General features: G+C 70.9%; 11 protein-coding genes. 10 read left to right on the top strand and 1 reads right to left on the bottom strand.

All coding sequences use genetic code 11. The features are described from left to right. The first annotated feature begins 139 nt into the window (after positions 1-139). The 9 genes from DMB66_RS15995 (at position 140) to DMB66_RS15955 (ending at position 9,908) form a co-directional block, all read left to right on the top strand. Positions 140-2,110 carry a DUF2264 domain-containing protein gene (locus DMB66_RS15995; RefSeq protein WP_233624592.1) on the top strand — a complete coding sequence of 657 codons (1,971 nt, stop codon included), beginning with the start codon at positions 140-142 and terminating at the stop codon, positions 2,108-2,110. After that, complete coding sequence (locus DMB66_RS15990; RefSeq protein ID WP_125804877.1) at positions 2,110-3,408, top strand: ABC transporter substrate-binding protein; 1,299 nt, start codon at positions 2,110-2,112, stop codon at positions 3,406-3,408. The genes DMB66_RS15995 and DMB66_RS15990 overlap by 1 nt, the downstream gene beginning before the upstream one ends. A gap of 87 nt (positions 3,409-3,495) precedes the next feature. Continuing rightward, positions 3,496-4,401 (top strand): carbohydrate ABC transporter permease, encoded by a 906-nt coding sequence (locus DMB66_RS15985; protein WP_125804876.1) that lies wholly within the window; start codon positions 3,496-3,498, stop codon positions 4,399-4,401. Next, positions 4,401-5,294 (top strand): carbohydrate ABC transporter permease, encoded by an 894-nt coding sequence (locus tag DMB66_RS15980; RefSeq protein WP_125804875.1) that lies wholly within the window; start codon positions 4,401-4,403, stop codon positions 5,292-5,294. Before DMB66_RS15985 ends, DMB66_RS15980 begins: the two co-directional genes overlap by 1 nt. Beyond that, positions 5,291-5,980, top strand: a complete 690-nt coding sequence (locus DMB66_RS15975; protein ID WP_125804874.1) for a ferredoxin-NADPH reductase — start codon at positions 5,291-5,293, stop codon at positions 5,978-5,980. The genes DMB66_RS15980 and DMB66_RS15975 overlap by 4 nt, the downstream gene beginning before the upstream one ends. 36 nt (positions 5,981-6,016) lie before the next feature. Continuing rightward, positions 6,017-7,189 (top strand): glycoside hydrolase family 88 protein, encoded by a 1,173-nt coding sequence (locus tag DMB66_RS15970; protein WP_125804873.1) that lies wholly within the window; start codon positions 6,017-6,019, stop codon positions 7,187-7,189. Between the two features lie 15 nt (positions 7,190-7,204). Next, positions 7,205-8,029, top strand: coding sequence for a 5-deoxy-glucuronate isomerase (gene iolB, locus DMB66_RS15965; RefSeq protein ID WP_125804872.1), 825 nt, complete (start codon positions 7,205-7,207; stop codon positions 8,027-8,029). A gap of 2 nt (positions 8,030-8,031) precedes the next feature. Next, the gene (gene kduD, locus DMB66_RS15960) at positions 8,032-8,796 is read left to right on the top strand and encodes a 2-dehydro-3-deoxy-D-gluconate 5-dehydrogenase KduD (protein WP_199752392.1); all 765 of its coding nucleotides are present in this window, start codon (positions 8,032-8,034) and stop codon (positions 8,794-8,796) included. A 122-nt stretch (positions 8,797-8,918) separates the two neighbouring features. Next, positions 8,919-9,908, top strand: coding sequence for a cellulase family glycosylhydrolase (locus tag DMB66_RS15955; protein ID WP_125804871.1), 990 nt, complete (start codon positions 8,919-8,921; stop codon positions 9,906-9,908). A gap of 464 nt (positions 9,909-10,372) precedes the next feature. Here the strand turns inward: DMB66_RS15955 and DMB66_RS15950 are convergent, their stop codons facing one another. After that, entirely contained in the window at positions 10,373-11,254 is an 882-nt protein-coding gene (locus DMB66_RS15950; protein ID WP_125804870.1) for a LacI family DNA-binding transcriptional regulator, read from the bottom strand. Between the two features lie 206 nt (positions 11,255-11,460). Between DMB66_RS15950 and DMB66_RS15945 the strand changes: the two genes are divergently transcribed. After that, a partial coding sequence (locus DMB66_RS15945) for a winged helix-turn-helix domain-containing protein (protein ID WP_148112741.1) occupies positions 11,461-12,066 on the top strand: 606 nt, incomplete at its 3' end.

The raw sequence follows: 12,066 nt of genomic DNA, 5'->3' as shown, positions 1-12,066 counted from the left end.
CACGCGCGCCGTCATGAACGATTGTGATCGTATCAGATCGGTTACGACTCGATTAGTCGTAACAAGGCATTGACATGCTCGATTCTGAGCGTTTAACGTCCCCGAAACGAGCCAACGCCCGGGATCTGAGGGGATCGGAGTGCGACGCGTGCTGCCCGACTGCGATCCGACGACGCCCGGCCCGACCCGGGCGGATCTGCTCCACCTCGCCGACCGGATGCTGAGCTCCGCACGCCGGTACGCCTCACCCGGGCACGCCCGCATCCTGCCCCCGGGCGCCGAGGGCGGATACGGCCGGGCGATCGACGGCCTCGAAGGTTTCGCCCGGACGTTCCTGCTGGCCGGCTTCCGCATCGCGGGGGAGCGCGGCGCGGGGCTGGACGAGCTGGCCGACTGGTACGCCCGGGGCATCGCCACCGGCACCGACCCCGCGTCCCCGGAACGGTGGGTCCGCCTCGACGAGCACCCCCAGGCCAAGGTGGAGGCCGCCTCCCTCGCGCTGATCCTCGACCTGACCCGCCCGTGGATCTGGGACCGGCTCGCGCCGGAGGTGCGGGAGCGCGTCGTGGACTACCTGGCCCCGGCGGTCGGCGACGACACGTACCCGAGGATCAACTGGGTCTGGTTCCGCCTGGTCGTGCAGACCTTCCTGCGGTCGGTCGGCGGTCCGCACTCGGCCGGCGAGATGGCCGAGGACCTGGCCACCCACGACACCTTCGAACGGGCCGGCGGCTGGCTGTCCGACGGCACCGACCGGGCCTACGACCACTACGCCGGCTGGGCCCTGCACCTCTACCCGATCCTGTGGGCCCGGATGTCCGGCGCCGCCGACCTCGCGGCGCCCCGCCGCGACCGCGACATCGCCCGGCTCGATCTGTTCCTGCGGGACGCCGTGACGCTGGTCGGTGCGGACGGCTCGCCGCTGCTGCAGGGCCGGAGCCTGATCTACCGGTTCGCCGCCGCCGCGCCGTTCTGGGCCGGCGCCATCGCCGAGGTGCCCTCGCTGCCGCCGGGCCTGCTGCGCCAGGCGGCCACCGGCATCATCGGGCACTTCGCCGAGCACGGCGCGCCGGACGCGCGGGGCCTGCTCACCCTGGGCTGGCACGCGCCCTGGCCGCGGCTCGCCCAGTCGTACTCCGGACCGGGCTCGCCGTACTGGGCGAGCAAGGGCATGCTCGGCATCGCGCTGCCGGCCGACCATCCGGTGTGGACGGCCGCGCCGCAGCCGCTGCCAGTGCGGGCCGGCGACACGCTGCGCGCCGTCGGAGCCCCGGGCTGGCTGGTCAGCGGCACCCGGGCCGACGGCATCGTCCGGATCGTCAACCACGGCACGGACCACGCCACCGAGGGATCCACCGTCGCCGACTCCCCGCTGTACGCGCGGCTGGGCTATTCCACCGCGACGGCACCCGTGCTGGACGAGAGCGGCTGGACCGCGCCGGTGGACCAGTCCGTGGTCCTGATCGACCGGGACGGGCAGTGCACGCACCGGGCCGGCATGCGGACGCTGACCACCCGGATCGACGGCGGCGCGGTGCCGGTCGGCGTCGCCGGTTCGACCACCGTCGCCCATTGGGTACGCACCGAGCCGGGCGCGCGCGACCACGGCTCCGGCCGTTCCGGGCCGTCCCGGCCGGCCGGGACGATCACGGTGTTCTCGCTCGTCCGCGGCCCCTGGGAGCTGCGGCTGACCCGGCTCGACGACCTCGACCCCGACGCGGTCGGGCTGCGCGTGGGCGGCTGGGCGGTCGCCGGTGACGGCACCGGCACCACTTCCACCGGTACGGCGACCGCGACCGCCGGCGGGCTGAGGTCGCGCCTCAGCCACGTACCGGTCAATGACAGCGCGCCGGACGAGCTCACCGCGGGGATCACCGTGCTCGACGACGCCGGTCCGCTCGGCGGGCCGGTGCGCGTGCCGTGGCTGGCCCGGCCGCCGCGGGCCGGCGCCTGGACAGCCACGCTCGTCGAACTGTCCGCGGGCCACGACCCGGCCGGCTCATCGGCCTGCCGGGTCGCGCTCGACGCCGCGGGGGTCCGGGTCGACTGGCCCGACGGCGCGCGCACCCACAGCCACCTCGATACACCTCACCCCTTGAAGGAGAAATGATGAAGCGTTCGATAGCGACGGTGCTCGGCGTCGCCATGGCGGCGTCCATGGCCCTGGCCGGTTGCGGCGACGACGACTCGGCGGAGGCCGACGGTCCGGTGACGCTCTCGTTGTCCGGCTGGAGCCTGGCCACGACGCCGGAGTTCAAGACCCTCGCCGACGGCTTCCACGCGGCGAACCCGGACGTCACGGTCTCGGTGAAGGAGTACGACGCTGCCAACTACGACACCCAGATGATCGCCGACCTGGCGGCCGGCTCGGCACCCGACGTCTACGTGCAGAAGAACCTCAAGAACTTCTACACCTACCAGAACGGCAAGCAGCTGCTCGACGTGTCCGATGTGGCCGCGCAGCTGGGCGACAAGGCCGGCGGCATCAAGAACTACGCGGTCGACGGGAAGACCTACGCCGTGCCCTACCGCAACGACGGCTGGGTCCTGTACTACAACAAGGCGCTGTTCGACCAGGCCAAGATCGCCTACCCGGACGGCTCCTGGACCTGGGACACCTACGCGGCCACCTCGAAGCAGCTGACCGCCGCGCTGCGGAAGGCCGGCTCGAAGGCCCTCGGCGACTACCAGCACACCTGGGAGTCGACCAGCCTGGCGTTCGCCGCGGCCCAGACGCCCGGCGCCAACCCGGAGAGCGGCGACTTCGCCTACCTCAAGCCGTACTACCTCCGGTCGCTCGACCTGCAGAAGTCCGGCGCGCAGGTCAGCTTCGGCACCGCGACCACCAACAAGCTCACCTACCAGGCGCAGTTCGGCAAGCAGGACGCCGCGATGATGACGATGGGCACCTGGTACATCGCGACGCTGCGCAGCCAGCAGGAGAAGGGCGACGCCGACAAGTTCGAGTGGGGCATCGCGCCCGCGCCGCAGTTCGACGCGAGCACCGCCGGCACGTCGAAGACCCCGGTCACCTTCGGCGACCCGACCGGCCTGGGCATCAACCCGGCGATCAGCAAGGCGAAGATCGCCGCGGCCAAGAAGTTCCTGGCGTACGCGGCCGGCGCGCCGGGCGCCAAGGCGCTGGCCGGCATCGGCATCACCCCCGCCGACACCTCCGCGGTCACCGCGGACTTCTTCGCCCTCAAGGGCGTGCCCACCGACGAGCTCTCCAAGTTCGCCTTCGGCACGCACGACATCAGGCCGGAGAACCCGGTGTCGAAGCACACGGCGGGCCTGGGCAACGTCCTGAAGGACCTGCACTCCGGGGTGCTGTCGGGCAGCAAGGACATCGACGCCGCGATCGCCGAGGCGCAGACGCGGGCCAAGAACGAGGTCCTCAACAAGTAGACCGCACGGTCCTGACGACGGTGTTCCGGTGCGTGCCGCGGCGCGCACCGGAACACCATCGGTGCTCGCACGTCCCAGGAGAGTCTCATGGCAGTGATCTTGCCGGCGCGGCGCAGGCCCGCCCGGCGCGTCCTACGCAACACGGCGATCGGCTGGTCGTTCATCCTGCCGAACTTCGCCGGCTTCGCGGTGCTCACGCTGGTCCCCGTGGTGCTGCTGTTCTACTACGCGTTCACCGACTGGAACATCTTCGGTGGCGCGCAGTGGAGCGGCACCGCCAACTTCGAGCAGATGGTCGGCGACAGCAGCTTCTGGGCGGCGCTGCGGAACACCTTCTACTACTCGGCCGTCCACATTCCGCTCACGTTCGTGGTGGCGCTGGCGCTGGCGCTGCTGCTCAACCGCAAGCTGCGGGGCGTGGCGTTCTTCCGCACCGTGGCGTTCTTCCCGTACGTCACCTCGATCGTGGCGATCGCCCAGGTCTGGAACATGCTGTTCAGCCCCGAGTTCGGGCCGATCAACGACTTCCTGCGGCTGGTCGGCGTGGACAACCCGCCGGGCTGGACGGTGTCCTCCGGCTGGTCCATGCCGGCGGTCATCATCGTCGGCACCTGGCGCGACATGGGCTACTACATGCTGTTGTTCCTGGCCGGGTTGCAGACCGTGCCCAGGGAGCTGCACGAGGCCGCGAGGATCGACGGCGCGAGCGCCTGGCAGCGCTTTCGGAACGTGACGATGCCCTGCCTGCGGCCCACGACCTTCTTCGTCACGGTGATGCTGACCATCAACAGCTTCAAGGTGTTCGACCTGATCCTGCTGCTGACCGACGGCGGGCCCGGCCAGTCGACGCTGGTGCTGTCGCAGTACATCTACCAGAAGGGCTTCGAGGAGAACCAGTTCGGCTACGCTTCGGCGATCTCCATCGTGCTGTTCGCCGTCTGCTTCCTGGTCACCATCGTCCAGTTTCTGGTGAACAAGCGGAGGAACGCGTGATGGACACGATGCTCGACACCCCGCCGGCCGGCACCCGGCCGGACAGCGCTCCGCTCCCGCGCCGCGGCCGGCGCGCCAACCGTGCCTGGCGGATCCTCGGCTATCTGGCACTCGCCGCCGCCGCCCTGGGCCTGCTGCTGCCGTTCTACTGGATGGTCGTGTCGTCGCTGAAGATGAACAACGACGTCTTCACCATCCCCATCCAGTGGCTGCCGAACCCGGTCGTGTGGGAGAACTACCTCGACATCTGGCGCGAGTCGGACATGACGACCTGGCTGGCGAACACCCTGATCCTCTCGGTCACGGTGACCGCGCTGCAGGTGTTCACCGGCAGCTTCGCCGCGTACGGCTTCGCCAAGGTCCGTTTCCCCGGCCGCGACGTGCTGTTCCTGGTCTACGTCGCGACGATCGCCGTGCCGTGGCAGTCCTACATGATTCCGCAGTTCATCATCATGTCGAAGCTCGGGCTGTCGAACACCCGGTGGTCGATCATCGCCCTGCAGGCCTTCGGCGCGCTCGGTGTCTTCCTGATGAAGCAGTACTACGAGACGATCCCCGAGGAACTCAGCGAGGCCGCCCGCATCGACGGCATGAGCGAGTACGGCATCTACCGCCGCATCATCCTGCCGCTGTCCGGGCCGGCCCTGGCCAGCCTCACGCTGCTGACGTTCGTCACCACCTGGAACGACTACCTCGGCCCGCTCATCTACCTGCGCAGTCCCGACCTGCGGACGATCCAGCTGGGGCTGAGCACTTTCATCTCGCAGTACAACGCCGAGTACGCGCTGATCATGACCGGCTCGGTGCTCTCCGTGCTGCCGATCGCGGTGATCTTCCTGCTCGGGCAGCGGTACTTCGTGGAGGGCGTCTCGACCAGCGGGCTGAAGGGATGACGATGCGGCTCCGGATCCGGCACGAGACCCTCGGTGTCATCTTCGACCTGGTCTACCTGGTGCTGATGACCAACATCCTGCTGGTGCTCGCCTGCCTGCCGCTGGTGGCCGGCCTGCTGGCGACCGACCCGGCGCGGTCCTGGCCGCTGCTGGCGCTGGTGGCGCCGCTGTGCGCGCCGGGGGTGTGCGCGGCGTTCGCCGTGCTCGCCGCCTTCACCGCCGACCACTCCACGCCGGTGGTCGCCACCTTCGTCCGGGCCTGGCGGGCCTCGGCCCGCCGCGCCCTCGCCCTCGGCGCGATCACCACCGCCGCCCTGGTCGTGCTCGCCGTCGACGCCCGGGCGGCCTGGGGGCATCCGATCGGCGCCGCCGCCATCCCGGTGCTGCTGGTCGCCATGACCCTGCTCGTGGCCACGGCGCTGCTCGTGGCGGTGGTCCTCGCCGAGCGGCCGACCGTCCGGTTGCGCGACGCCGGCCGGGTCTGCCTGTACCTCGCGGTGCGGCGCTGGTATCTCACCGTCCTCTCGCTGGCCGTGCTGGCCATGTTGCAGACGCTGCTGGCCAGCCACCCGGCGATCGCGCTGGGCCTGGCCGCCGCCCCGCTGCTGTACGTGGTCTGGGCCAACAGCCGGTTCACCCTCAACGCGGCCTTCGGCCTGGCACCCGGCCTGGCACAGCAGTCCTGACATCCCCGAACCCAGACGAACGAGGAGAGCAATCTCATGACGGCTATCGACCTCCGCCCCGGTGCCGAGGCGACAGGTTCCGCGGTGGCCGCCGCGCTACGCACGATCGACGCCAACATCGCGGAGTTCGGTGACCGGTATCCGGGCGACACCACCGCGCACGGGCGGTACGGGCTGCGGCCGGCGGGCGGCGGCCTCCCCGAGGGCGCGAACCAGGGTTGGACGACGAGCTTCTGGCCGGGCATGCTCTGGCTCGCGTACGAGCTCACCGGCGACGAGACCTACCTGCGCGCCGCGACCGCGCACGTGCGCGGTTTCACCGACCGCGTCGAGGGCGGCATCGACGTCGAGACTCACGACCTCGGCTTCCTCTACACCCTGTCCTGCGTCCTGCCGTGGCGGACCTCCGCCGACCGCACCGCGCGCGGTGCCGCGCTGGCCGCTGCCGACCGCCTGCTGACCCGGGTGCTCGAACCCGCCGGGATCATCCAGGCGTGGGGCGACATGAGCGACCCGCGGCAGCGGGGCCGGACGATCATCGACAGCCTGATGAACACGCCGCTGCTGTTCTGGGCGAGCGAGACCAGCGGTGAGCCGCGCTACGCCGAGGTGGCCCGGCGCCACATCGCCCAGTTGCGGGACCACATCCTGCGGCCGGACGACACGACGTTCCACACCTTCTACTGGGATCCGCGGACCGGCGAGCCGCTGCGCGGCGAGACCGAGCAGGGCCACTCCGACGAGTCGTGCTGGGCCAGGGGCCAGGCCTGGGGCATCTACGGCTTCGCCCTGAACCACCGGCACACCGGCGACGCGTCGCTGCTGGACGCGTCGCGCCGCTGCGCCGACTACTTCCTCGCCCACCTGCCCGCCGACGGCGTCTGCTACTGGGACCTGGAGTTCACCGACGGCAGCGGCGAGCCCCGGGACAGCTCCGCCGCGGCGATCGCGGCGAGCGGCCTGATCGAACTGGCCGACGCGCTGCCCGACGGCGGCGAGCGGTACCGGGCGGCGGCCGCCCGGATCCTGGGCTCGCTGATCGAGCGGTATTCGACCGCCGGGCACCCCGGCTCCAACGCGCTGATCCTGCACGGCGTCTACGACAAACCCAAGAACGTCGGGGTCGACGAGGGCAACCTCTGGGGCGACTACTTCTACCTGGAGGCACTGACCCGCTTCGCCCGCCCCGACTGGCCCCACCACTGGTAAAGGAGCACCACCCCGATGGACTACCGCTATCACAGCAACATCCCCGCGGCGAACGGGCGCAACGCGCTGCCCTTCAACCCGTGCGAGCTGCTCGACTTCACCCTGCTCCGGCTCGAGGCGGGGCAGTCGTGGTCGGGGGAGTCCGGCGACCGCGAGATCCTCGCCGTGGTGCTGGGCGGCACGGCGAGCTTCACCGTCGGCACGGAGAAGTTCCCGGCCGTCGGCGGGCGCGCGGACGTCTTCTCCGGAAAGCCGCACTCCGTCTACATCCCGGCCGGCAGCACGGTCACCGTCAAGGCGGCCGGCCCGGTGGAGATCGCGATGCCGAGCGCGCCGAGCGACCTGGCCGTCGACCCGTACGTCATCGAGCCGAGCCGGGTCGCCGCCGGGCGCTGGGGCGCGGCCAACTTCGGCCGTAACTACCACCAGATCCTCACCGAGGTGGCCCAGCCGGACCTGCCCGCCCGGCGGCTCATCGTCGGCGAGACGTTCACCCCGTCCGGCAACTGGAGCACCTACCCGCCGCACCGGCACAAGACCGACAACCTGCCCGCCGAGGCCGCGCACGAGGAGATGTACTACTTCCGGATCAACCCCGCGGGCGGCTTCGGCATCTGCCGGATGTACACCGACGAGGGGTACGAGGAGAACTTCACCGCCCGGGACCACGGCATGCAGATGATGCCGGAGGGTTACCACACCGTGGTCAGCGCGCCCGGCTACACGACGTACTACCTGTGGGCGCTGGCCGGAACCCAGCGCACCCAGGGCGCCCACGAGGACACCGATCTCGCGTGGGTCGGCAAGTCGGTGCCGGTGCTGCGCGACCTCGGGCTCTGAGGATGATCCTGGACAACTTCCGGCTGGACGGCCGCGTCGCCCTGGTCACCGGCGGCAACCGCGGCCTCGGCGCGGGGTGCGCCCTCGCGCTGGCCGAGGCCGGTGCCGACATCGCGCTGCTGGGCCGGACCGACCCCGCCGAGACGACCCAGGCCATCGTGGAGCTGGGCCGCCGGGTCAGCTATGTCCCGTGCGACCTGGGCAAGGCCGGCCCGGCCGAGCTGGCCGCCGCAGTCGGCACCGTCCGGGACGAGCTGGGCCGGCTGGACATCCTGGTGAACAACGCCGGGATCATCCGCCGGGCGCCGGCCGCGGAGGTCACCGCGGCAGACTGGGACGACGTCCGCGCCGTCAACGTCGACGCGGTCTTCCACCTGTCCCAGGCGGCCGGCCGCCTGATGATCGACCAGGGCAGCGGCAAGATCATCAACATCGCATCGATGCTGTCCTTCCAGGGCGGCATCCGGGTGCCGGCCTACACCGCCGGCAAGCACGCGGTCATCGGGATCACCCGGGCCCTGGCGAACGAGTGGGCCGGGCTCGGGGTCAACGTCAACGCGATCGCGCCGGGCTACATGGCCACGGACAACACGGCGGCGCTGCGTGACGATCCGGCCCGGGCCGGCGCCATCCTCGACCGGATCCCCGCCGGGCGGTGGGGCACCCCGGGAGACCTCGGGGGAGCGGTCGTCTTCCTGGCCTCCGACGCATCCCGGTACGTGCACGCGGCCGTCCTGCCCGTCGACGGCGGCTGGCTGGCCCGCTGACCCCGGGCTTGGCCGGCCCTGCTGGGTGCCACCCGCGCCCAGCAGGGCCGGCCAAGTCTTGACACCTCGGAAATGTGGGCGCAATGTTTACGCAAACATTCACTCACATCTCTGGAGTGGCGATGCGACGGTCACGCTCGCGCACCATCATCAGTGCGGTCATCGCGGCAACGCTCGCCGCGTCGCTGCTCTCCACCGCCACACCCGCGTCCGCTGCCACCAACAGCTTCCGGGGCGTGAACTGGGCCGACCAGCGCGACAACTACGTCGACGGCTGGGCCATCCCGAGCGGCCTGACCGCGGGGGACAGCTACACCACCGTCCGGTCCAAGGCGGACGGCATCATCACGGGCTTCCAACAGCAGATCGGCGCCAACACGGTGCGGCTGCCGATCAACCCGCAGAGCGTGAACTCCGACTGGTGGGCCCGCTACAAAGGCGCGATCGACTCGTCCCTGGGCCACGGGATGAAGGTCATCCTGTCGTACTGGGAGGCGAACAAGGACGGCTACGTCGACGACCTCACCGCGTGGAACACCATGTGGGACCGCGTCACCGGCGACTACGGCAGCAACGCCAACGTCTACTTCGAGCCGATGAACGAGCCGTTCGGATACAGCCTGAACGCCTGGGTGTCACTCTGCTCCACCTGGCTGTCGCGGCATGCGAGCATCCCCCGAGGCCGGGTCCTGATCAGCGGCACCGGCTACAACGACAACGTGACCGGCGTCGGCGCGGCGAGCGCACTCACCGGCACCCTGCTGTCGCTACACTTCTACGGCTTCTGGGCGTCGGACACCACCCGCGCCGCGTGGACGGCCAACCTCAGCAACCGGCTCGGGTCGTACTCCTCCCGCACCATCATCGACGAGGCCGGCTCCCCGATGACGACCGGCCTGACCTACACCGGAGGCCAGAACCAGGACGGCAACGTCTTCACCGCCTACCTCGCAGCCACCACGGACCTGGCCCGCTCCCGGCAGATGGGCATCGTCTACTGGCCCGGCCTGCGCACCGGAGACAGCTACTCGCTCACCCGACAGAGCGGAAGCGGCCTGGCCGTGAACAACGCCTCCGGCGTCGCCCAGCTCCGCTGGGGCTGGGGCCTCTAGAACTACCCGCCGCGATCCCCGGGCACTGCCGCCTGCCCTCAGCTGGGCACTGTCGCCTGCTCTTAGCTGGGCACTGTCGCCTGCTCTTAGCTGGGCACCGCCGCTTGCTCTTAGCTGGGTGTCGCGGCTTGCTCTTAGCTGGGTGTCGTTGCTTGCTCTCAGCTGGGTGTCGCTGCCTGCTCCTACCCCCCATTGGCTGCTTTGCACTGCTTCCCTATTGGAAACGGCCGTCGGCTTCCTATCGGATATTCCTGTCGGCTTCCCAACGGAAGCGCCTCTTGGTCGGCGCCCGGCATCGATCGAGCGTCCACCGCCGCGGGCGTTCGTTCGCATGGCTTGCCGGCGATTCGGCTTCCCAACCCGGAAACGCCTCTTGGTCGGCGCCCGGCATCGATCGAGCGTCCACCGCCGCGGGCGTTCGTTCGCATGGCTTGCCGGCGATGTCCGAGGTTGGTGCCCGGCGTTCAGGGCCGGTCGGCTGGCGCCGGGCCGGTGCTGCCCCGCCGCCGGATCCGGACCGGCGGGCCGGGATAGACCCGCCGCCGGCCGCCCCGCATTACGTCGAGCACGGCGCGCCCCAGGGTGACGCCGTGCTCGTGGACGTCGATGTCCAGTGCCGACATCGGTGGGACGGCCAGCTCGCACAGGGTGGAGTCGTCGCAGGCGAGCAGGCTGACCCGCGCGGGCACCTCGACGCCCGAGCGCACCAGTTCCTCCTCGGCCGCCACCGCCATGACGTCGTTGTCGAAGACGATCGCGGTCGGTGGGTCGGCCTCGGCGAGCAACCGCCGGGCGGCCCGCACGCCCGCCTCGGCGCTGTAGTCCGCCTCGACGATGCGCACCTGCACCCGCAGCCGCTGCCCGTACGCGAGCATGGTCGCCGACCGCTCCGCGGTGTGCACCAGCTCGGCGGGCCCGCTGACCCGGCCGATGCGCCGATGGCCGAGGTCGCGGAGCAGGCGCATCGCGGCGCTGATCGCACCGGCGTTGTCCGAGACCACACTGCTGAGCGCGGCCGGCCCGGCATACCGTCCGGCGAGCACGGCAGGCAGGCCGAGCAGGGTCAGCCGGGCCGGGCGGACGTCGTCGTGCACCAGGTTGACCACGACCACGGCGTCGACGGTGCCCTCGGCCGCCCACCGGGCATAGGTGGCCAACTCGGCAGCGAGGTCGTGCACGACCAGCAGGAGTACGGTCGCACCGGCCGGGACGAGCACCTCCTCCATGCCGGAGATGAGCTCGATGAAGAACGGCTCGACGCCCACTCGGGGTGCGCTGGCGGTGAGCACCAGGCCGATCATCCCGCAGCCGACGGCGGACCCGGCGGCCACGTCAACCTCGAGCATGCTTGATCGCTCCCTGTCGTCACCGTCGCGGCGCGGGCCGGCACGCCGCCGGGACCAGCGGACACCCAGCGAACTCCGTCGATCCATTATCTTAAGCAAGTGAACGAAGCCGTCAACGGAGCTTCGTTCCCCGTCCTGCCGTCGCCGTCGCGGCGGCCGAGCGGCGCGGCCTATGGATGCGGGGACCGGGTGGCGGTGAGCGGACGATGAGCGACGTCGCCCCGGCCGTCGGCGCGGTCACCGGACGCGGCCGCCGTCCCGGCGCACGCGAGGCGATCCTGGACGCGATCCGGTCGGCGGAGACCTTGAGCCGGGTGGAGCTGTCCGCGATGACCGGCCTGACCGAGGCATCGGTCTCCACCACGGTGCGGCGCCTGCTGGACGAGGGCCTGGTCGTGGAGACGGGCCGAACCCCGACCGGCGGCAAGCCCCGCACGATGCTGCGGCTGGACCCGGCCGCGCGCATCGCGGTCGGAGTGCACCTGGACGACGACGTCACGACGTACGTGCTCACCGGGCAGACCGGCGGAATCATCTCGCGAATGAACCGGCCGACGCCGGCCGGCACCGATCGCGACGCCGTGCTGCGCCGGCTGGTCGCCGACATCGCGAGCCTGGTCGATGGCTCGGGCATCGACCGGGCCCGGTGCCTCGGCATCGGTCTGGTCTGGTCCGGGCCGCGCTTGCCGTACCGGCCGCGTCTGCTGGGCGGGCCGGACTTGCCGGACGAGCCGCGTCTGCCGAACGTGTCGGGTTTGCCGGACGTATCGGGCGGGCCGGGCTTGCCGGATGGGTCGCGCCTGCCGGATGTA

The sequence above is a fragment of the Actinoplanes sp. ATCC 53533 genome, from assembly GCF_003947245.1.
Note: the sequence above shows the minus strand (reverse complement) of the source record. Positions and strands in the feature narration are given on the sequence as shown.

What these genes read in the sequence shown, in the direction of transcription:
- DMB66_RS15985 (WP_125804876.1), top strand. Translation starts at nt 3,496, where the DNA reads ATGGCAGTGATCTTGCCGGCGCGGCGCAGGCCCGCCCGGCGCGTCCTA.
- DMB66_RS15990 (WP_125804877.1), top strand. Translation starts at nt 2,110, where the DNA reads ATGAAGCGTTCGATAGCGACGGTGCTCGGCGTCGCCATGGCGGCGTCC.
- kduD (WP_199752392.1), top strand. Translation starts at nt 8,032, where the DNA reads ATGATCCTGGACAACTTCCGGCTGGACGGCCGCGTCGCCCTGGTCACC.
- DMB66_RS15950 (WP_125804870.1), bottom strand. Translation starts at nt 11,254, where the DNA reads ATGCTCGAGGTTGACGTGGCCGCCGGGTCCGCCGTCGGCTGCGGGATG.
- iolB (WP_125804872.1), top strand. Translation starts at nt 7,205, where the DNA reads ATGGACTACCGCTATCACAGCAACATCCCCGCGGCGAACGGGCGCAAC.
- DMB66_RS15975 (WP_125804874.1), top strand. Translation starts at nt 5,291, where the DNA reads ATGACGATGCGGCTCCGGATCCGGCACGAGACCCTCGGTGTCATCTTC.
- DMB66_RS15970 (WP_125804873.1), top strand. Translation starts at nt 6,017, where the DNA reads ATGACGGCTATCGACCTCCGCCCCGGTGCCGAGGCGACAGGTTCCGCG.
- DMB66_RS15955 (WP_125804871.1), top strand. Translation starts at nt 8,919, where the DNA reads ATGCGACGGTCACGCTCGCGCACCATCATCAGTGCGGTCATCGCGGCA.
- DMB66_RS15980 (WP_125804875.1), top strand. Translation starts at nt 4,401, where the DNA reads ATGGACACGATGCTCGACACCCCGCCGGCCGGCACCCGGCCGGACAGC.